Here is a 22,396-nt window from a genome sequence, read left to right as displayed (position 1 = left end):
CCCTGCCGTCTGGCAAGGGGCGGTTTTTTTATGAAACCTTAATCAGATTGTCGATATCAACTGTGCTGCCATCCTCTTTTCGGTAGACAACATGCTCCTTGGAAAAGTGAACCGGCGAATCGATCCCGGCTGCTGCGGCCAGATTAAACAGCCCCTCACGCAGCGAAATGACGTAGTTGCAGACACGGTGCTGTTTTTCCTCAACGCTTAACGCTTTTTGCAGCTTCGGATCTGTTGTCGCAACGCCTGCCGGGCATGTGTTGGTGTGGCATACGAGGGCGCGGATGCATCCGACTGAAAACATCATGCCGCGTGCAATGTTGACAAAATCAGCGCCCAGAGCTAAAGCGACCGCGATTTTGTCAGGGGTCAGCAGCTTTCCGGAAGCAAAAAGTTTCATACGGTCACGCAAGCCGTATTGTCTGAGCAGCGTATCAACGATAGGGAGCGCCGTCATAATCGGGAGGCCGACTGTGTCGGCAAGCTCATAGAAGGAAGCGCCGGTACCGCCTTCACTACCGTCTACCGTAATAAAATCAGGATGTTTTCCGCTTTTCTGCATATAAGAAAAAAGCTCATGCAAGTCATCAGGCTGGCCTGCAACAATTTTAATGCCGACCGGTTTTTGACCGACGTCCCGCAGCTTTTCAATAAAATCCAGCATTTCAGGCGCGCTTGAAAATTCATGAAAGCGGTTTGGGCTGTCGATAGACTTTCCGGGTTCGACATTCCGGATGTCTGCCACCTCTTCTGATACTTTAGCGCCATCCACATGTCCGCCGCGGGTTTTGGCTCCTTGTGCGAGCTTCAGCTCAAACGCTTTAATTTGATCTAGCCGGCTTTTCTTTTTAAATTCCTCCCACGAAAATTCCCCTTTTCTATTGCGTACGCCAAATAGACCGGGGCCGATTTGGCAGATGATATCAGCCCCTCCCTTTAAGTGATACTCAGACAATCCGCCTTCACCGGTATTCATCCAAGTGCCGCCCGCCTGGTGCAGGCCTTTTGACAGCGCCGTAATGGCGCGCTCTCCAAGTGAACCGTAGCTCATGGCGGATTGACCGACTAATCCCTTCGCATAAAAAGGCTTTTCGCATGTACTCCCGCCGATGACTTGAACATCATCAGGATGGAGAAAATAAGGATCAGCCTTGATACGTTCGGCATGTTCGCTGCGTCTGAACAGATTGTCCGAATCGATTTTATAGATGTGGGTTTCGATTTTCGGAGACTGGCCCACACGCAATTCTTCTTTTTGCTTTGGGAAAAGGGCGTTTCGGATATAATAGCCCGGTTGATCAAAATCTCTTACCGATCCGAACCCCATCATTCTGCTTTTGTATTTTCCTGATATGACTGTTTGCTCATATTCTTTTCGTGAAAATGGCTGTTCCTCATTGTCATTGCTGAATAAATACTGCCTCAGCTCCGGTCCGATTTTTTCAAAAATATAGCAAAACCTTCCGATGACAGGATAATTGCGGAGGATCGAATGCTCCTGCTGTTTTTCGTCCTTTATGTAGATCCAGACAAACAATGCGATGGGGATAACGATGATCCCGATGATAAATGCAATAAGTGCAATAATGATGTATTCCATCTGTTAGCCTCCCTTTTTATGTAACTATTTCCACTGTTGGGGAGTTTCCAAACAATAGAAAATAGTACTGTGTTTTTCTATAAAAAGAGAGCGGAACAGCCGCTTTTTTTCTGCAGAAATAGAATCAAAACACCTTTTTCAGTGAATAACGAGAATGACGGCTTTTTCCGTTTTTCCGCGCTATGTGAATTTGTTATAATGTTTAAATGGTAAGAAACGAATGGAGGAACGGATGACGTGTACGATGTAACAGAGTGGAAGCATGTCTTTAAACTCGATCCAAATAAAGATTTGCCTGATGAACAGCTGGAGATTCTTTGTGAGTCAGGGACTGATGCGGTTATTATCGGAGGAAGCGACGGTGTAACGGAGGATAATGTCCTGCGGATGCTGTCTCAGGTGAGACGGTTTTTGGTGCCGTGTGTCCTTGAGGTGTCAGCGATTGAAGCGATTGTCCCTGGCTTTGACTTATATTTTATTCCGAGTGTATTAAACAGCAAAAATCCGGATTGGATTGTCGGCATGCATCAGAAAGCCATGAAGGAATATGGAGAACTGATGTCGATGGAAGAAATCGTGGCGGAAGGCTACTGTATCGTAAATCCTGATTGCAAAGCCGCGGCTTTAACGGAGGCGGACACCAATCTGAATCATGACGATATCATCGCCTATGCGCGCGTGTCTGAGCTGCTGCGGCTTCCGATTTTTTATCTGGAATACAGCGGCGCTCTTGGGGACATAGAAGCCGTGAAGAAAACGAAGGCTGTATTGGAAACGTCCACCTTGTTTTACGGAGGCGGCATCAAAGATGCGGAGACGGCGAAACAGTATGCCGAGCACGCGGATGTCATTGTGGTGGGCAACGCTGTGTATGAGGATTTTGATGAAGCGCTGAAGACAGTAGCAGCTGTCAAAGGCGAGTAGCGAAATGTACGGATTTGGTTTATGATAGAACATATGTTTGTATAGGCGGGTGACGAATTTTGAATTACATTAGCAATCAACTATTAAGCGGATTAAACCCCGTTCAGCAGGAAGCTGTCAAAACAACGGACGGGCCTTTGCTGCTGATGGCGGGAGCGGGGAGCGGAAAGACGCGTGTCCTGACGCACAGAATCGCTTACTTAATGGCGGAAAAGCATGTGGCGCCGTGGAACATTCTGGCGATCACATTTACAAATAAAGCGGCCAGAGAAATGAAAGAACGTGTGGAGAGCATTCTCGGGCCCGGAGCGGATGATATCTGGATTTCCACGTTCCACAGCATGTGTGTGCGGATTTTGCGCCGAGATATCGACCGCATCGGGATCAACCGCAATTTCTCAATCCTTGATACGGCTGACCAGCTTTCAGTCATCAAGGGAATTTTGAAGGAACGCAACCTCGATCCGAAAAAATTTGATCCGAGGAGCATCCTCGGCACGATCAGCAGTGCGAAAAATGAATTAACCGAACCTGAGGAATTTTCTAAGGTTGCCGGCGGCTACTATGATCAGGTCGTCAGCGATGTATACACTGATTATCAGAAAAAACTGCTGAAAAACCAGTCGCTTGATTTCGACGACTTAATTATGACGACCATTAAACTATTTGACCGTATTCCGGAAGTGCTTGAGTTTTATCAGCGCAAATTCCAATACATCCACGTCGATGAGTATCAGGATACGAACAGAGCGCAATACATGCTCGTGAAGCAGCTGGCGGAGCGTTTCCAAAACCTTTGTGTTGTCGGTGACTCCGACCAGTCCATCTACAGATGGCGCGGGGCGGACATTGCCAACATTCTTTCCTTTGAAAAGGATTATCCGAATGCCAGCGTCATTTTGCTTGAACAAAACTACCGTTCAACAAAACGGATTTTGCGCGCGGCCAACGAAGTGATCCAAAACAACACAAACCGAAAGCCGAAAAATCTATGGACGGAAAACGATGAAGGAATTAAAATTTCCTATTACCGCGGAGACAATGAATTCGGAGAAGGACAATTTGTTGCCGGGAAAATTTATGAGCTTCATCACTCCGGCAAACGGAAGCTGTCGGATATCGCCATCTTGTACCGGACAAACGCCCAGTCCCGTGTGATTGAGGAAACGCTTCTCAAAGCGGGCCTGAACTATAACATTGTCGGCGGCACAAAGTTCTATGACAGAAAAGAAATCAAAGACATCCTTGCGTATCTGCGTCTCGTATCCAATCCGGATGATGACATCAGCTTCACGCGTATTGTCAATGTGCCGAAACGCGGGGTCGGCGCCACATCGCTTGAAAAAATCGCTTCATATGCAGCGATGAACGGCTTGTCACTATTCCAAGCGATTCAGCAGGTTGATTTCATTGGCGTCAGCGCCAAGGCAGCCAACGCGCTCGACAGCTTCAGACAGATGATTGAGAACCTGACAAACATGCAGGACTATTTATCAATTACCGAGCTGACCGAAGAAATTCTCGATAAAACCGAATACAGAGAAATGCTGAAGGCTGAAAAATCAATTGAAGCTCAAAGCCGTTTAGAAAACATCGACGAGTTCCTGTCTGTAACGAAAAACTTTGAACAGAAAAGCGAAGACAAAACACTCGTTGCGTTCCTGACAGATTTGGCACTGATCGCTGATATCGACCAGCTCGACCAGAAAGAGGAAGAATCCGGCGGCACGGATGCGATCACGCTGATGACGCTGCACGCCGCAAAAGGACTGGAATTCCCGGTTGTTTTCCTTATGGGACTTGAGGAAGGCGTCTTCCCGCACAGCCGTTCACTGATGGAAGAAGCAGAGATGGAAGAAGAACGCCGTCTCGCTTACGTGGGCATTACAAGAGCGGAGCAGGAGCTTTATCTGACCAACGCAAAAATGCGCACGTTGTTTGGCAGAACAAACATGAACCCGGAATCACGCTTTATCGGTGAAATTCCAGATGATTTATTGGAAAACCTAAATGAGAAAAAAGAAACGAGAGCGCCGTCTGCGAGAAAAATGCAGCCGAGACGCGGCCCTGTTTCCCGTCCGGTGTCCTACGCAAGCAAAACAGGCGGCGATACCCTAAACTGGGCTGTCGGAGATAAAGCCGGGCATAAAAAATGGGGCACAGGAACCGTTGTCAGCGTGAAAGGCGAAGGAGAAGGGACCGAACTCGATATTGCCTTCCCGAGCCCGATCGGTGTGAAACGCTTATTAGCGGCATTCGCGCCAATAGAAAAGCAGTAATTGAAGAGGAAAGGAAGAAGCAGATGGACAAAGAAACAGCGAAGCAGCGGGCAGAAGAACTGCGCCGTACCATCAACAAGTATAGCTATGAATATTACACCTTAGATGAACCGAGCGTCCCGGATGCCGAATACGACAGATTGATGCAGGAGCTGATTGCGATTGAGGAGGACCATCCAGACCTCAGAACGCCTGATTCTCCTACGCAGCGTGTCGGCGGCGCTGTGCTTGAAGCGTTTCAAAAAGTCACTCACGGCACACCGATGCTCAGTCTGGGCAACGCGTTTAATGCTGACGATCTCCGCGACTTTGACCGCCGTGTGCGCCAGGCCGTGGGTGATGATGTGGCGTATAATGTGGAGCTGAAGATAGACGGTCTTGCTGTTTCTCTCCGTTATGAAGACGGCTATTTTGTCAGAGGCGCGACAAGAGGCGACGGGACAACGGGAGAGGATATTACGGAAAATCTGAAGACGATCCGCACTATTCCGCTCAAAATGAAACGCAGCCTTTCGATTGAAGTGCGCGGCGAGGCGTATATGCCGAAGCGTTCGTTTGAAGCGCTCAATGAAGAACGAATTAAAAATGAAGAAGAACCGTTCGCTAATCCGCGAAATGCTGCGGCAGGATCACTTAGACAGCTTGATCCGAAAATTGCGGCGAAACGAAACCTCGATATCTTCGTCTACAGTATAGCGGAGCTTGACGAAATGGGTGTGGAGACACAAAGCCAAGGACTTGATTTTCTCGACGACATCGGCTTTAAAACGAACCAGGAACGGAAAAAATGCGGCAGCATAGAAGAAGTCATTGCGCTGATCGATGAGCTTCAGGCGAAACGCGACGATCTCCCGTATGAAATTGACGGCATCGTCATCAAAGTGGATTCCCTTGATCAGCAGGAGGAGCTTGGTTTTACGGCGAAAAGCCCGCGCTGGGCCATCGCGTATAAGTTTCCTGCAGAAGAAGTCGTGACAAAGCTTCTCGATATCGAATTAAATGTCGGAAGAACGGGTGTGATTACGCCTACCGCGATTCTTGAGCCGGTAAAAGTAGCTGGTACAACGGTCTCAAGAGCATCCCTTCATAACGAAGATTTAATTAGAGAGAAGGATATCCGGATTTTGGATAAGGTAGTCGTCAAAAAAGCGGGAGATATCATTCCTGAAGTCGTGAACGTTCTCGTTGAACAGCGTACAGGGGAAGAAAAGGAATTCAGCATGCCGACAGAATGCCCTGAATGCGGCAGTGAACTCGTCCGCATTGAAGGAGAAGTGGCGCTTCGCTGCATCAATCCTGAATGCCCTGCACAAATCAGAGAAGGGCTGATTCATTTTGTCTCCCGCAATGCCATGAACATTGACGGGCTTGGCGAACGAGTCATCACACAGCTGTTTCAGGAGAATCTCGTCCGAAATGTGGCAGATCTGTATAAGCTGACGAAGGAACAGGTGATTCAGCTCGAACGCATGGGCGAAAAATCAACTGAAAACCTGATCAGCTCTATACAGAAATCAAAGGAAAATTCATTAGAGCGCCTGTTATTCGGCCTCGGCATCCGCTTTATCGGCTCGAAGGCTGCAAAGACGCTCGCCATGCACTTTGAAAGCCTGGATAATCTGAAAAAAGCCACCATAGAGGAGCTTCTCGCAATAGATGAAATCGGTGAAAAAATGGCTGACGCAGTCATCACCTATTTCCATAAAGAAGAAATGCTTGAACTCCTTGATGAACTTCAGGAGCTGGGCGTAAACACACTCTACAAAGGCCCGAAAAAAGTTAAAGTAGAGGACAGCGATTCTTACTTTGCGGGTAAAACAATTGTTCTGACAGGAAAGCTGGAACAACTGTCACGAAACGATGCCAAAGCGCAAATCGAAGCGCTCGGCGGCAAGCTGACTGGCAGCGTCAGCAAAAACACAGACTTGGTCATCGCCGGAGAAGCAGCGGGAAGCAAGCTGACAAAAGCGCAAGAGCTGAACATTGAAGTGTGGAATGAAGAACAGTTAATGGGAGAGCTAAAGAAATAAGAGGAGTGTTTTCTATTGAAAAAGACGTTGGTAATGGCGGCAACGGCGGCAGTGTTAATGCTGTCCGCCTGTTCGTCAGGTTTTGGGGGGAAGAAGGAAGAAGAGATTACGCAAAAAACGGCGAAATCGTCAGAAAAAGCGATTATCCCGAAATACAATATCTCTGACTCCTATTACAAAATGGTGCTTCCGTTTAAGGCGGGGAAAGCACGCGGCCTGACAACGGAACAGCTGAATACAAGACTTGATATTGATGAGTTTGAAACGGGACTGATGCGCCTTGCCCAGGACTCTTTCTCGACAGACGATTATCTGTTCCAAGAAGGACAATACTTAGATGAAGATACAGTATTAAGCTGGCTGGCTCGGAAAAAAACAGGCTCTGATCTGAAAAAAGCCCAAAAAGAAGATAAAAACTTTAAAAACGAGGGTCTGAACCCAGCCCTCCCTAGCTCCGGTTCAACTGAAGAGAAAAACGAAAGCAGTCCGGTTTATTTAGCTTCTATGCTGGAACATGATTACTTAGTCAGAAAAGACAAGAATTCCATCCAGCTTGGCGGCGTTATGATCGGCTTGGCGTTAAATTCAGTGTATTACTACCGTGAAAAAACAGGCGACCCTCAAAAAGAGGTGGAGATTGACAACAGCACACTTCGTAAACAGGGAGAAAAAATCGCGCAGGAGGTCATTAACCGCCTTCGCAAAAAAGACAACCTGAAGAATGTGCCGATTACGATTGCGCTTTACAAACAGGCGTCCAAAACATCAATCGTTCCCGGCAATTTTATCGCCAAAACAGAAGTCAAAGCAGGCTCCTCTGATATCTCAAACTGGGACGATGTAAATGAAAAATACGTCTTCTATCCGGCCGATACGAGCACTGCAGAGAAATATCCTGATGATACTGAAGTCTTTAAACGGTTCAAAAACTCAATTGACAACTACTTCCCGAACTACACAGGTGTTGTCGGAACGGCCCTGTATGAAAACGATGAAATGAAGAAAATGAAAATTGAAATTCCGATGCAATTCTACGGAAAGAGTGAAGTCGTCGCGTTTACCCAGTTCTTAACGGGTGAAGTCATGGACTACTATTCAAAGAGCTCACTAGATCTCGAAGTGGATATTACATCCTCAGACGGACAGGAAGCGGTCATTCTCCGCAATGCTGGCGATAAAGAGCCGACTGTTCACATTTATGACTAAAATAAGTTAACCCCTTGCGCCGCAGCGGCGCTGGGGTTATTTGCGTTTATATTGAATGTGGGGATCGTTGGATAGGGTGCGCGTTTATGTTATGATGTTCTAAAAATAGAAAAGGATTGAAAATATGAAAAATAAATCCTTTTATTTCATATGGGCGGGGCAGTCGATTGCCAATTTAGGAGATTCTCTATATGTGCTGGTGCTGACCCTGTTTACCTATCAAGTCACAGACTCGGCTTTTTTGGCATCGCTTGTGGCCATGATGCAATTTGTCGGCCAATCATTAAGCGCAGTATTTATACCTATTTTTATCAATAAATACAGGCTCAAGCAGATTTTGATCTTTTTACAGCTGACGCAAACCATACTTTTATCTTTGCTGCTCCTCATATTTATTATAGATTTTAAATCTATTGTAATCTTTTTCTTGATCGTATTTTTCATGTCGCTGTTAGATGGAGGAACCATCCCGGTCAGAAATTCTATGATTCCCCGGTTTGTTCCAAAACCCATGCTATTGAAAGCAAACAGTCTTGTGCTGACCTCTGATCAGATCGTGCTCTTGCTCGGTTGGCTGCTCGGCGGTATTTTGATCAAATGGCTCGGGCCCCAATTGCTATTAATGCTGACTTTTGTGCTTTATGGCACTTCAACAGTGTCTTTATTTTTTGTTAAGGATGCGGGTAAAGGAGATGACGAACAGGAAAAAAACGAATCTTTTATTGATAAAATTTCAGCTGGCTGGAAAGCGATTTATCAAATGCCTGTTATCAGAATGCTGACTGTTCTTGAGCTTTTATCCATGTTCGGCAGAAGCATTTGGACGGGGGCTATCATTCTTGTATATGTCGATGAAGTGCTTCATAAAAACGAAACATGGTGGGGATTTATTAATGCCAGCTATTTCGCAGGTACCATTACAGGCGGTTTAATCGTATGGAAATTTTCGAAAAGCATCAACGGAAAGCTGTTCTCAATGATTTTATGGACATCACTTGCTATCGGCGCTTCTACATTATGTCTTGCGCTAAACAAGTTTGCGCTGGCATCCCTGCTTCTTGTCTTTATTCTGGGACCCTCATTTCAACTCAGGGGGATTGCGATCAGAACTTATGTGCAGGAGAACATAAACGAAATACTGCTGCCGAAAATCCTGTCTGCTCAGCATACAATCAGCACATTTGTATACGGTGCTTCAATCTTGATTATGAGCAGTCTAACTGATTGGCTTGGTGTGCAATATGTCTTTTTCTTGAATTTTATCATTTTTACTGTTTCAGCTCTTCTATCATTAAAACTAAAAAAAGAACAAATATAGACAATATATTATAAATATTTTGTGTGTTTAAATGGTTTTTAAGCAAATACTCTTGGGATTTTGGACGGTCACTTTCAATGTTTCCTCTTTCTTCCACAAGAGAGAATTTTTAATATGGAAGACTCATTTAAGATCGATACATTTTTGCTCAGCTGCGGCGCATTAGGCAAAGGTATTGAACATAAAGTACTGTCAGGGCTGGCTTCATATGCACGGGAAAAGCAGCTTGCGACGCTATCCTTGGAGTTTAAGGATTCAGGCAGAAATCGGGCCTTTTCTGAGTTTTTGGCTGCGCATCGTTTTGAAGAAGAAGTGGATCGGGTTTATCACATCTCTGTGTATGATCTAGAGGATCGAAGCGGGCATATCGAATGAGTATCTTCTCGGCAGCCTGCGCCGGATGTAACGGAAAATTACGGCTGCAAGTGATGTATTGCCGCAAGCTTTCATTGAAAACACAAATGCTCATTTGGAAGTGCTGCATACTGAGCAATCCCTGCATTCTCCATATTTAGTGACCTTAGATACAAACCGGCCGGAGCATTTGCGAGCTTTATTAGTGAAGGAACATATAGGAGCCGAAGCAGAAGAAAGCGGGCCGGAAACAGAACAGCAAAAAATACTTGCGGGCATTTCTCCACTTCGATCATGTAGGAATTGACAGCAATTTCTTTGATTGAGGAGGAAATTCACTTCTCGCTGTCAAAGTGGAAGTAAGGATGGAAAAGAAGGGATGGTATGTTAATGATTTGAATTTTACAAAAAAACACACGATAAGAGAGTTATCTAAATATATGAAGAGGGAGAATCAGCATGCATAAAGATATTAAAGCCATATTCGATGAAGAAAAAGTTCTGGCAGAAGCTGCCGTTATATATGGATTTACAAGAGAGCAGGTGCAATTCTTAGCAGATGCGGAAAACTATGTGTATGAGTTTGCCAAAGACAACGAATCTTATATTTTAAAGATTACACACACGATTCGCAGGTCGCCTAATTACATTATGGGGGAAATGGAGTGGCTCCATCACCTTGCTGAAGGGGGACTTTCAGTAGCCAAACCGATCCCGTCCCTAAATGGAAAAGATGTTGAGGAAGTGCCAGATGGAAATGGCGGAGCGTTTTTACTCAGAGTATATGAAAAAGCGCCGGGGCACAAAGTGGACGAATCCGACTGGAATGAAACCCTATTTTTTGAGCTTGGCAGATACACAGGGAAAATGCACAGCTTGACAAAAAGCTACAAGCTCAACAATCCTGCTTTTAAAAGACAGGAGTGGGATGAAGAAGAGCAGCTGATGCTTAGAAAATACGTGCCGGAAGACCAGACTCAGGTGTTTCAGCAGGCGGATGAGCTAATGAATGAACTGCGCCAATTACCAAAAAGCAGGGACAGCTACGGCTTGGTTCATGCAGACCTCCACCATGGCAATTTTAACTGGGACCAAGGGAAAATCACAACATTTGATTTTGATGACATCGGCTACAATTGGTTTGTCAATGATATCAGCATTCTCCTCTATAATGTGTTATGGTATCCGGTCGTTCCATATGAAAATAAAGCTGTGTTTACAGAGGAATTTATGACGCACTTTATGAACGGATACAGAGAGGAAAATGATCTTGATGCTTCGTGGCTGAAAAGAATACCTGATTTTCTCCGCCTGCGTCACATGCTGATATACGGACTGCTGCATCAAATGTTTGATCTTAATTCAATAGGCGCAGAAGAAAAAGAAATGCTGGCCGGTTTCAGAAGGGATATAGAAAACCGCACGCCGATCACAGAATTTGATTTTTCTAAGCTCGTCTAGAACGAAAAAAGCCAATGGGATATAATGCCCCATTGGCTTTTTATAATGTATCGCACTTCACGCCGACGACACCTTCAATGTCTTTTATATCATAGTAGACATCGGTCGTATATCTGTTTTTATGAACACGGACCTTGACTTCCATGATCGGAAATTCTTTTTCATGAAGGTCATCGATTCGGACGGAGTGTGTCTTAATGTTTCTTCTTTTCATTTCTTTTAAGATCTCTGTCATTTTGTCTTTATCGGAAAGTGACATTCTGATGCGGATGTCTTTTTCCTGCAGACGGTCAGGACCGATTTTTCTGACCGCCCAAGGAAGAAATTCAACGCTGATCAGGATGAACAGAAGGCTGGCAAAAGCTTCTTTGTAAAATCCCGCTCCGGTAGCAAGCCCGAGCCCTGCCGCACCCCAAATCATAGCCGATGTGGTTAAGCCGGAAATGACGTCGTTGCTTTTCCGCAAAATGACACCTGCGCCGATAAACCCGACGCCGGAGATGATTTGCGCCGGCAGACGCAGCGGGTCCATCATGATGCGGTAGTATTTAGGGAAATGATATGCCGCATTAATACTGACGATCGTCAGCATGCATGAGCTGACGGCGATAACGATACAGGTTTTTAATCCGAGCGGCTTATTTTTTAATTCGCGCTCAAGCCCGATGACCATACCAATCAACGTGGCAATGCCCAGTTTTAATAAAATATCAGGATCAATATACCAGCTCAACAGCAAATTCCCCCTTCTCTAAGGTGTTTTTAAATAAATATGATTTTCTCACAGTATTTATCGCAAAACAAGAGCACAAAAGCCACCAAGCGGTGCTTGATGGCTTATTGTTTACTTTTTGCGTTTTAACAGCTTTTCCATAACACCAAATAATCGGTAAGAGGCTTTTGCTGGACGCTTTGTAATCATGCTGACGATGATGCCGGCAATCATACTGAGGATAAACCCAGGGATGATTTCGTACACGCCGGTTGATTTTGCCAGGCCGGTTGTAATCCAGATCAACACGGTCGCAGCCCCGACAACCATCGCAGCGAGCGCGCCCCATTCGTTCATCCGCTTCCAATACAGGCTGAGCAGAATCGCAGGCCCGAAAGCTGAACCGAAGCCGGCCCAAGCGTATCCGACCAAATCAAGAATGGTGCTGCTCGGATTCAATGATAAAAGAACCGCAATAACGGCGATCACTAACACGGACAGACGCCCGATCATGACCAATTCTTTATCGGAAGCTTTTCGTCTGAAAAACGTCCGGTATAAATCCTCTGTCACAGCACTTGCTGTTACTAAGAGCTGCGAGGAGATAGAACTCATGATTGCAGCTAAAATTGCTGACAATAAGAATCCTGTAATTAAAGGGTGAAACAAGATTTTAGAGAAGATAATGAATATCATCTCTGGATCTTTTACAGCAACTCCAAATTTATGGGCATAAGCAACACCGACCAAACCTGTCAAGACAGAACCGAGAACCGAAATGATCATCCAGCTCATGCCGATTCGGCGCGCAGGCTTTAAATCTTTAATGTTTTTAATGGCCATAAATCGGACGATAATATGAGGCTGGCCGTAGTAGCCCAAGCCCCAGGCTAAATAGGAAATAATGCTAATGACGCTCGCGCCTTTAAAGATATCCAATAAATGTGGGTTAACAGCGCCGATTTCATGGAAAGTCGGAGCAACGCCGCCCACGTGGGTAAAAGCAACGATCGGCACAAGCACTAGTGCTGCAAACATGATCGCACCCTGCACGAAGTCAGTCAGACTGACAGCAAGGAAACCGCCAAACAGTGTGTATAATACGACAACAGCGGTAGTCAGAAGCAAGCCTAATTTGTAATCCGCGCCAAAAGCAGATTCAAACAGCCGTCCGCCAGATACCATACCGGAAGAGGTATACAATGTGAAAAAGATCATGATAACCAAAGCAGATACGATTTTCAGCAGTGATGAAGAATGCTGGAATCGTTTGTCAAAAAAATCAGGAATCGTAATCGCGTCATCCGCCGCTTCCGTATAAGCACGCAGCCTTGGAGCCAGCAGCAAGTAGTTTGAGTACGCCCCGATTGTAAGACCTAAAGCAAGCCATAAGGTTGACAGCCCTGTCGCGAACATCGCGCCGGGAACACCCATCAGCATCCATCCACTCATATCCGCCGCTCCGGCAGACAAAGCAGTAACAAACGGCCCGAGACCTCTTCCTCCAAGCATGTAATCGTTGATATCAGTGGTTTTCTTAAATGCATACCAGCCGATTAACAGCATGGCAATAAAGTAAATTCCTAAAGAAATAATAATTTCAATACTCACGTTTTACCCTCTCTTCAATTCTAATAATTTTGCATCACCTCTCAAATTGATGGTGCCAGTTAAGCAGCCTGGCGCAAGTGCGACACAAAAGACATTCTTTTGCAGGTGCACTTGGTAACTTAACCTAACAAAGTATTCCCACTCATTCAAGCGATGAAACATAGACGGTCAGCGGGAAATACCGCTGCAAACCTAGAAGGGAATAAAGAATAAAACGCTTTCAAAAAATAATTAAAGTAAAAATATTCAGAAAAATATTTCGTTTCTCCTTCGCCTCATTTTAGTATAAAATATATAGGGTATTGTCTCGAAAACACAGGCCCGTCCCAAGGCGTTTTGTTGCTTTAGAGGGCTTGTTTTTGATATGATCAGTATTATATGACTTAACGGAGAAATATGTGGAGGTGGATCATATGTCACGAATTTCAATAGAAGAAGTAAAGCACGTTGCGCATCTTGCGAGACTTGCGATTACTGAAGAAGAAGCAAAGATGTTCACTGAACAGCTTGACAGCATCATTTCCTTTGCCGAGGAGCTGAATGAGGTCAACACAGACCATGTGGAGCCTACAACTCACGTGCTGAAAATGAAAAATGTCATGAGAGAAGATGAAGCGGGTAAAGGTCTTCCAGTTGAGGATGTCATGAAAAATGCGCCTGACCACAAAGACGGCTATATTCGTGTGCCATCAATTCTGGACTAAAGGAGGGACACAAGAATGTCATTATTTGATCACAAAATCACAGAACTAAAACAGCTCATACATAAAAAAGAGATTAAGATTTCTGACCTGGTCGATGAATCTTATAAACGCATTCAAGCGGTAGATGATAAGGTACAAGCCTTTTTGGCATTAGATGAAGAAAAAGCGCGCGCGTATGCGAAAGAACTCGATGAGGCGGTTGACGGCCGTTCTGAGCATGGTCTTCTTTTCGGTATGCCGATCGGCGTAAAAGATAATATCGTAACAAAAGGGCTGCGCACAACTTGCTCCAGCAAAATTCTCGAAAACTTTGACCCGATCTACGACGCAACTGTCGTTCAGCGCCTTCAAGACGCTGAAGCGGTCACAATCGGAAAACTGAACATGGACGAATTCGCCATGGGGTCATCAACAGAAAACTCAGCTTACAAGCTGACGAAAAACCCTTGGAACTTAGATACGGTTCCCGGCGGTTCAAGCGGCGGATCTGCGGCTGCAGTTGCCGCGGGAGAAGTTCCGTTTTCTCTTGGCTCTGATACAGGCGGCTCCATCCGCCAGCCGGCCTCTTTCTGCGGCGTTGTCGGATTAAAGCCTACATACGGACGCGTATCCCGTTACGGATTGGTCGCATTTGCGTCTTCATTAGACCAAATTGGGCCGATTACACGTACGGTTGAGGACAACGCATTCTTGCTGCAGACCATTTCAGGCGTTGATAAAATGGACTCTACAAGCGCAAATGTAGACGTTCCGGATTTCCTTTCTTCATTAACTGGCGATATCAAAGGATTGAAAATCGCGGTTCCGAAAGAATATCTTGGCGAAGGCGTCGGCAAAGAAGCGAGAGAATCTGTTCTTGCAGCGCTCAAAGTTCTAGAAGGCCTTGGCGCTACATGGGAAGAAGTATCTCTTCCGCACAGTAAATACGCGCTTGCGACGTATTACCTGCTGTCTTCTTCTGAAGCGTCTGCCAACCTTGCACGCTTTGACGGCATCCGCTACGGATACCGCACGGACAATGCGGAAAACCTGATCGACCTTTACAAGCAAACGCGCGCTGAAGGCTTCGGAAATGAAGTGAAACGCCGTATCATGCTTGGAACATTCGCTTTAAGCTCAGGTTACTATGATGCGTACTACAAAAAGGCGCAAAAAGTGCGTACTTTGATTAAGAAAGACTTCGAAGACGTATTTGAGAAATATGATGTCATTGTTGGACCAACTACACCGACACCTGCGTTTAAAATCGGTGAAAACACGAAAGACCCGCTCACAATGTACGCAAACGATATCTTAACGATTCCGGTCAACCTTGCCGGCGTTCCGGGAATCAGCGTGCCATGCGGATTTGCAGACGGACTTCCGCTCGGCCTGCAAATCATCGGAAAACACTTTGACGAGAGTACTGTATACCGCGTCGCTCATGCATTCGAACAAGCGACAGACCATCATAAAGCAAAACCTGAACTGTAAGGGGTGAAATGAATTGAACTTTGAAACGGTAATCGGACTTGAAGTCCACGTTGAATTAAAAACAAATTCAAAAATTTTCTCAAGCTCTCCGACGCCATTCGGAGCGGAGGCGAATACACAGACAAGCGTCATCGACCTCGGGTATCCGGGTGTTCTGCCTGTACTAAACAAAGAAGCCGTGGAATTCGCAATGAAAGCGGCTATGGCGCTGAACTGTGAAATCGCGACGGATACAAAGTTTGACCGCAAAAACTATTTCTATCCGGACAACCCGAAAGCGTATCAGATTTCTCAATTTGATAAGCCGATTGGCGAAAACGGCTGGATCGAAATTGAAGTCGGCGGAAAAACGAAGCGTATCGGCATCACACGTCTTCACCTTGAAGAAGACGCCGGAAAACTGACGCATACAGGCGACGGCTATTCTCTTGTTGACTTCAACCGCCAGGGAACGCCGCTTGTCGAGATCGTATCTGAGCCGGATATCCGCACGCCGGAAGAAGCATATGCGTATCTTGAAAAGCTGAAGTCCATCATCCAATATACAGGCGTGTCTGACTGTAAAATGGAAGAAGGTTCACTTCGCTGTGACGCCAATATCTCTCTTCGTCCGATCGGCCAAGAGGAATTCGGCACAAAAACGGAATTGAAAAACTTGAACTCCTTTGCGTTTGTTCAAAAAGGCCTTGAGCATGAAGAAAAACGCCAGGAGCAGGTTCTTCTCTCCGGCGGTGTGATCCAGCAGGAAACTCGCCGTTACGATGAAGCAACGAAGAAAACCATTCTTATGCGTGTCAAAGAGGGTTCTGACGATTATCGTTATTTCCCTGAGCCTGACCTTGTCGAGCTTTACATTGACGATGAATGGAAGCAGCGCGTAAAAGCAAGCATTCCTGAGCTTCCGGATGAACGCCGCAAGCGTTATATCGATGAGCTTGGCTTGCCTGCATATGACGCGATGGTTCTGACACTGACAAAAGAAATGGCGGACTTCTTCGAAGAAACAGTTCAAAAAGGCGCTGAAGCAAAACAAGCATCAAACTGGCTCATGGGTGAAGTGTCAGCTTATCTGAACGCTGAGCAAAAAGAGCTTTCTGATGTTGCGCTGACACCGGAAGGCCTTGCCGGCATGATTCAATTGATTGAAAAAGGAACAATTTCTTCTAAAATCGCGAAGAAAGTGTTCAAGGAATTAATTGAAAAAGGCGGCGACGCTGAGAAGATTGTGAAAGAAAAAGGCCTTGTGCAGATTTCTGATGAAGGCGTGCTTCTGAAGCTTGTCACAGAGGCGCTTGACAACAATCCTCAGTCGATTGAAGACTTTAAAAACGGGAAAGACCGCGCGATCGGCTTCCTTGTCGGACAAATTATGAAAGCGTCCAAAGGACAAGCCAACCCGCCGATGGTTAACAAAATCCTGCTTGAAGAAATCAAAAAACGCTAATAAAAAAGCAGCTCTCCTCATTGCAGAGGGAGCTGCTTTTTTATGATCAAATAGAAATAAAGATAGAGATCAAAGCGCGAAGCTTTTCAACTTCTTCGAAATCACTTCCGGTCAAATTTGACAGCAGGCCTTTAATAATCGGCTTGCGAGGCTTTTCCTGTGACAGCTCTTCCTCGATCACATCGAGAGAAACGATGATGTCCTCAGGCAATGCGCTGTTTTCTTTCACTTTTTGAATGTCCTGAAGGATCTGGCCTTTATCCGCCGGCACCAGGCTGTAAATGTCTTTTGGCATGAGCGGATTCAGGCTGGAACGGCTTAGCCCCTGTACAAGACCATCCAGTCTCTCCATGATAAATTCAGATATGTTGTCTGCATCAATTTTGATTTCTTCATTAAATACCATCACATTCATATAGGAGTGCACAATGCCTCTTGCCATGATGGAGAGGTCTGAAAGGTAGTTCTCAGTTTCCTTGCCATAAGTCGCAAGCAAAGCGTTCCGATACAGTTTATCTGTCTCGGCTGTGACTTTGTAAAAGTATTGCTTCACTTCTTGGTTTTCCGGAATGATATTTTCAGTTAGCAACAGAACAATAAAATCCTTATGATCGCGAAAATCCTCAAACTGGGCGCCGATTTGTTTTTTTAGCACATCTTTAGGCGGCTGTCCGGCGAGATCCTCTTCTATTTGCTTCATTTTTTTCATAGACATGCCGATGTAATATTCACAGGCAGACAATAGCAGCGCTTCTTTTGATTTGAAATGCAGATAAAAAGCGCCTTTTGAGATGCCGCATTCACTGGCGATTTCCTGGATGGTCGTCGAAGCGTATCCTTTTTTCGCAAATAAACGAATGCTTGTTTTTATGATTCTCTCTTTTTTCTCATTCATGACGTGCTTCCCCTTAATCCTTGAAAAATTTAGAAAAATTTTCTGGTATATGAGTTGACGATGTTGCGTTATACCGTTTAGTATTATATAGAATGACCAGTCAGTCAATAAAAACACAATGGAGGATATGATGAATCACGTTATTAATTTCGTTCTGAAAAACAAATTCGCCGTATGGCTGATGACGATTATTGTAACGGCAGCCGGCTTGTACGCGGGTATGAATATGAAGCAAGAATCCATTCCTGATGTAAACATGCCTTACCTGACAATCAGCACGACATATCCGGGAGCGACGCCTAGCCAAGTCGCTGATGAAGTAACAAAACCGGTTGAACAAGCGGTGCAGAATTTGGACGGCGTGAGCGTAGTTACGTCCACGTCCTATGAAAACGCATCGTCGGTTATGATTGAATATGATTATGAGAAAGATATGGACAAAGCGAAAACAGAAGCGGCTGAAGCATTAGAAAACGTCAGCCTGCCTGATGACGCGAAAGATCCTGAAATTTCCCGCTACAGCATGAATTCCTTCCCGATTCTGACGCTCAGCGTATCCAGCGATAAAGATAATCTTCAAGAGCTGACGAAAAAAGTGGAAGATGGCCTCGTACCGAAGCTTGAAGGAACAGAAGGAGTAGCTTCCGTCCAAGTGTCAGGCCAGCAGGTTGAAGAGGTTGAATTCTCTTTCAAAGAAGACAAAATGAAGGAATACAACCTTGATGAAGATACAGTCAAACAAGTGATTCAAGGTTCAGATGTGACAACTCCGCTTGGATTGTACACATTCGGCAAAGAAGAGAAATCAGTCGTCGTCAGCGGCGATATTGAAACCATTAAAGATTTGAAGAATATGAGAATTCCAACGGCATCTGCTTCTAGTGCAGGCAGCAGCGCCGCAGCAGCACAAAGCGCACAAGCGGCTCAAAGCGCGCAGGCGGCAGCACAGGCGCAGCAAGGTGTTAGCACAGACGTGCCGACGGTCAAGCTATCTGACATTGCAACAATTAAAGATGTCAAAAAGGCTGAATCAATTTCCCGCACAAATGGAAAAGACAGCATCGGCATCAACATCATCAAAGCAAACGATGCCAACACGGTAGAGGTTGCCGACAGTGTCAAAGATGAGCTGAAGCAATACAAAGAAGACCATAAAGGCTTCGAATACAGCGCAACCCTTGACATGGCAGAACCGATTACAGAATCAGTTGACACAATGTTAAGCAAAGCCATTTTCGGCGCTATCTTTGCGATTGTGATTATTCTCTTATTCTTAAGAGATATTAAATCAACATTAATTTCGATCGTTTCCATTCCGTTATCATTGCTGATCGCACTGCTTGTGCTGCAGCAGCTTGATATTACATTAAATATCATGACGCTCGGTGCAATGACCGTTGCCATCGGACGGGTTGTCGATGACTCCATTGTTGTTATCGAAAACATTTACCGCCGCATGAGACTGAAAGATGAACCGCTGCGCGGAAAAGCCTTGGTCCGTGAAGCAACGAAGGAAATGTTTAAACCGATCTTGTCATCCACTATTGTGACAATCGCGGTATTCCTGCCGCTCGCATTGGTAGGCGGACAAATTGGCGAATTGTTTATTCCTTTCGCCTTAACGATTGTATTTGCGCTTGCCGCGTCCCTGCTGATTTCGATCACGCTCGTGCCAATGCTCGCGCACAGCCTGTTCAAAAAATCATTAACGGGAGCGCCGGTAAAAGCGAAAGAACACAAACCTGGCAGACTCGCAAATATCTATAAAAAAGTATTGAACTGGGCGCTGAGCCACAAATGGATCACGTCTATCATCGCCGTTCTGATGCTGCTCGGAAGCTTGTTCCTTGTACCGTTAATCGGTGCCAGCTACCTTCCGTCAGAAGAAGAAAAAACGATGCAGATCACATACAGCCCTGAACCGGGTGAAACGAAAAAAGAAGCAGAAGATGAAGCTGAAAAAGCAGAAAAAATCCTGCTTGACCGCAAGCATGTCGATACGGTTCAGTATTCATTAGGCTCTGGCAGCCCGCTTGCCGGAGGCGATTCAAACGGCGCATTGTTCTACATCAAATATGACAGCGACACGCCGAATTTTGATAAAGAAAAAGACAACGTGCTGAAAGAAATCAAAAAGCAGTCTGACCGCGGAGAATGGAAGTCACAGGACTTCAGCTCTTCAGGCAATAACAATGAATTGACATACTATGTGTATGGCGATTCAGAAAATGACATTAAAGACACTGTCAAAGACATTGAGAAGGTCATGAAGGATGAAAAGGATCTGAAGAACGTAAACTCAGGCCTTTCCAGCACATATGATGAGTACACATTTGTCGCTGACCAAGAAAAGCTGGGCAAACTCGGTTTAACAGCTTCTCAAATTTCTAAGGCCTTAATGTCAGAGACAGCACAGGACCCGCTCACAACCGTGAAAAAAGACGGCAAAGAGCTTGATGTGAACATTAAAACCGAAAAAGACGAGTATAAGAGTGTCAAAGATTTAGAGAACAAAAAGATCACATCAGCAACTGGCAAAGAAGTCAAAATTGGTGATGTGGCAAAGGTAAAAGAAGGCACAACATCTGATACGGTATCTAAACGTGACGGAAAAGTGTATGCTAATGTCACTGGTGAGGTTGCATCAGATAACGTGACAGCTGTATCAGTTGATGTACAGAAGAAAATTGATAAGCTTGACTTGCCTGACAACGTAACAATCGATACAGGCGGTGTTTCCGCAGATATCGCGGATTCCTTTACGAAGCTTGGATTAGCGATGCTTGCAGCGATTGCGATCGTCTACCTTGTGCTTGTGATTACATTCGGCGGAGCATTAGCGCCATTTGCGATTCTATTCTCACTGCCGTTTACAATCATCGGTGCCCTGGTCGGACTTTACGTATCAGGTGAGACAATCAGTCTGAACGCGATGATCGGTATGCTGATGCTGATCGGTATCGTTGTTACAAACGCCATTGTCTTAATTGACCGCGTGATTCATAAGGAAGCGGAAGGACTGTCTACGAGAGAAGCGCTCTTAGAAGCCGGCTCCACACGACTCCGTCCGATCCTGATGACAGCCATCGCGACAATCGGCGCCTTGATTCCATTAGCACTCGGCTTCGAAGGCGGAAGCCAGGTCATTTCAAAAGGACTCGGCGTAACGGTTATCGGCGGTTTAATCAGTTCGACGCTACTGACGCTCTTGATCGTGCCAATCGTATACGAAGTATTGGCGAAGTTCCGCAAGAAAAAACCGGGAACGGAAGAAGAGTAAAAAAACAAAAAGCCTCAGCTCTGCTGGGGCTTTTCTGTGTTTCCTTCTGTAAGATTATGTACATTTTGTTGCGATTTTTTTAACTCATAGTATAATTAAAGGTTGTTAGTGTAAAAATGGATCGGATACTCTTAAGTAGGATGATGAGATAATGAAACGTGCACGCATAATATACAATCCGACTTCGGGACGGGAGGTCTTTAAAAAGCATCTTGCCCAGGTCCTGCAAAAATTTGAACAAGCCGGCTATGAAACCTCCACCCATGCCACAACATGTGCGGGAGACGCAACGCACGCTGCCAAGGAAGCGGCATTGCGTGAGTTTGACCTGATCATTGCGGCAGGCGGAGACGGAACGATCAACGAGGTCGTCAACGGGCTTGCCCCATTAGACAATCGTCCGACACTCGGCGTCATTCCTGTCGGCACAACAAATGACTTCGCCAGAGCGCTTGGCATTCCGCGAGAGGATATTTTAAAAGCGGCTGATACAGTGATTAACGGTGTTGCCCGCCCGATTGACATCGGACAGGTCAACGGCCAGTATTTTATCAATATCGCCGGCGGAGGCCGCCTGACGGAGCTGACGTACGACGTCCCAAGCAAACTCAAAACGATGCTCGGCCAGCTTGCTTATTATTTAAAGGGAATGGAAATGCTGCCTTCACTTCGTCCGACAGAAGTCGAGATTGAATATGACGGCAAACTGTTTCAAGGTGAAATCATGCTGTTTTTGGTCACGCTGACAAATTCCGTCGGCGGGTTCGAAAAACTCGCGCCGGATTCCAGCCTGAATGACGGCATGTTTGATTTGATGATATTAAAGAAAGCAAACCTTGCTGAATTTATCAGAGTCGCATCAATGGCGCTCCGCGGCGAACACATCAACGATCAGCACATTATTTATACAAAAGCGAACCGCGTGAAAGTCAATGTATCAGAAAAGATGCAGCTGAACCTAGACGGCGAATACGGCGGCATGCTGCCGGGCGAATTCGTGAATCTGTACCGACACATTCACGTCGTCATGCCGAAAGAGAAAGCGGAACAGCTGGATGACTAAAAACTTGGCTTTAATAGGCCAAGTTTTTCTTTCGCTTAAAAC

15 protein-coding genes and 1 pseudogene are annotated in these 22,396 nt (G+C 45.6%); 12 read left to right on the top strand and 4 right to left on the bottom strand.

What is annotated here, in order from left to right; genetic code table 11:
* Positions 1–28 precede the first annotated feature (28 nt).
* Positions 29–1,600, bottom strand: coding sequence for an FMN-binding glutamate synthase family protein (locus M1D69_RS17670; protein ID WP_458105341.1), 1,572 nt, complete (start codon positions 1,598–1,600; stop codon positions 29–31).
* Between the two features lie 237 nt (positions 1,601–1,837).
* Between M1D69_RS17670 and pcrB the strand changes: the two genes are divergently transcribed.
* The 7 genes from pcrB to M1D69_RS17635 all read left to right on the top strand — a co-directional run bounded on the left by pcrB (position 1,838) and on the right by M1D69_RS17635 (position 11,172).
* Positions 1,838–2,524, top strand: coding sequence for a heptaprenylglyceryl phosphate synthase (gene pcrB, locus M1D69_RS17665; RefSeq protein WP_458105342.1), 687 nt, complete (start codon positions 1,838–1,840; stop codon positions 2,522–2,524).
* 59 nt (positions 2,525–2,583) lie between these two features.
* A complete protein-coding gene (pcrA, locus tag M1D69_RS17660) occupies positions 2,584–4,803 on the top strand; it encodes a DNA helicase PcrA (RefSeq protein ID WP_326196880.1) in 2,220 nt (739 codons plus the stop codon).
* A gap of 23 nt (positions 4,804–4,826) precedes the next feature.
* Complete coding sequence (gene ligA, locus M1D69_RS17655) at positions 4,827–6,833, top strand: NAD-dependent DNA ligase LigA (RefSeq protein WP_458105343.1); 2,007 nt, start codon at positions 4,827–4,829, stop codon at positions 6,831–6,833.
* 15 nt (positions 6,834–6,848) lie between these two features.
* Positions 6,849–8,039, top strand: coding sequence for a CamS family sex pheromone protein (locus M1D69_RS17650; protein ID WP_458105344.1), 1,191 nt, complete (start codon positions 6,849–6,851; stop codon positions 8,037–8,039).
* Positions 8,040–8,163: 124 nt separating this feature from the next.
* Positions 8,164–9,357, top strand: a complete 1,194-nt coding sequence (locus M1D69_RS17645; protein ID WP_458105345.1) for an MFS transporter — start codon at positions 8,164–8,166, stop codon at positions 9,355–9,357.
* 114 nt (positions 9,358–9,471) lie between these two features.
* Positions 9,472–9,732 (top strand): hypothetical protein, encoded by a 261-nt coding sequence (locus M1D69_RS17640; protein WP_458105346.1) that lies wholly within the window; start codon positions 9,472–9,474, stop codon positions 9,730–9,732.
* Between the two features lie 438 nt (positions 9,733–10,170).
* Positions 10,171–11,172, top strand: a complete 1,002-nt coding sequence (locus M1D69_RS17635; RefSeq protein WP_458105347.1) for a phosphotransferase enzyme family protein — start codon at positions 10,171–10,173, stop codon at positions 11,170–11,172.
* A 40-nt stretch (positions 11,173–11,212) separates the two neighbouring features.
* On the opposite strand, the gene M1D69_RS17630 is transcribed toward M1D69_RS17635, so the two are convergent.
* On the bottom strand, positions 11,213–11,911 hold the full coding sequence (locus M1D69_RS17630; RefSeq protein WP_081638247.1) for an MgtC/SapB family protein: 699 nt from the start codon (positions 11,909–11,911) through the stop codon (positions 11,213–11,215).
* A 105-nt stretch (positions 11,912–12,016) separates the two neighbouring features.
* Complete coding sequence (opuE, locus tag M1D69_RS17625) at positions 12,017–13,495, bottom strand: proline transporter OpuE (protein ID WP_458105348.1); 1,479 nt, start codon at positions 13,493–13,495, stop codon at positions 12,017–12,019.
* 413 nt (positions 13,496–13,908) lie between these two features.
* Here opuE and gatC point away from each other — a divergent pair, with 413 nt between their 5' ends.
* From gatC to gatB, 3 genes are read left to right on the top strand one after another with little or no spacing between them, the layout of a single operon-like run.
* Positions 13,909–14,199: an Asp-tRNA(Asn)/Glu-tRNA(Gln) amidotransferase subunit GatC gene (gatC, locus tag M1D69_RS17620; protein WP_024120463.1), complete on the top strand. Its 291-nt coding sequence runs from the start codon at positions 13,909–13,911 to the stop codon at positions 14,197–14,199.
* 15 nt (positions 14,200–14,214) lie between these two features.
* Positions 14,215–15,672, top strand: a complete 1,458-nt coding sequence (gene gatA / locus M1D69_RS17615) for an Asp-tRNA(Asn)/Glu-tRNA(Gln) amidotransferase subunit GatA (protein WP_458105349.1) — start codon at positions 14,215–14,217, stop codon at positions 15,670–15,672.
* A gap of 13 nt (positions 15,673–15,685) precedes the next feature.
* Positions 15,686–17,116 (top strand): Asp-tRNA(Asn)/Glu-tRNA(Gln) amidotransferase subunit GatB, encoded by a 1,431-nt coding sequence (gatB, locus tag M1D69_RS17610; RefSeq protein WP_010333268.1) that lies wholly within the window; start codon positions 15,686–15,688, stop codon positions 17,114–17,116.
* Positions 17,117–17,146: 30 nt separating this feature from the next.
* Here gatB and M1D69_RS17605 read toward each other — a convergent pair.
* A pseudogene (locus M1D69_RS17605) lies at positions 17,147–18,011 on the bottom strand (TetR/AcrR family transcriptional regulator); the annotation flags it as partial.
* A 130-nt stretch (positions 18,012–18,141) separates the two neighbouring features.
* On the opposite strand from M1D69_RS17605, the gene srfP reads away from it, so the two are divergent.
* Together srfP and M1D69_RS17595 are read left to right on the top strand one after the other, a co-directional pair.
* Positions 18,142–21,291: a surfactin resistance protein SrfP gene (gene srfP, locus M1D69_RS17600; RefSeq protein ID WP_458106122.1), complete on the top strand. Its 3,150-nt coding sequence runs from the start codon at positions 18,142–18,144 to the stop codon at positions 21,289–21,291.
* Positions 21,292–21,442: 151 nt separating this feature from the next.
* Entirely contained in the window at positions 21,443–22,354 is a 912-nt protein-coding gene (locus M1D69_RS17595) for a diacylglycerol kinase (RefSeq protein ID WP_010333270.1), read from the top strand.
* Positions 22,355–22,396: the final 42 nt, after the last annotated feature.

The organism is Bacillus sp. PK3-037 (assembly GCF_054161355.1).
The sequence above is the reverse complement of the archived record's forward strand: the minus strand, read 5'-3'. Positions and strand labels throughout refer to the sequence as shown.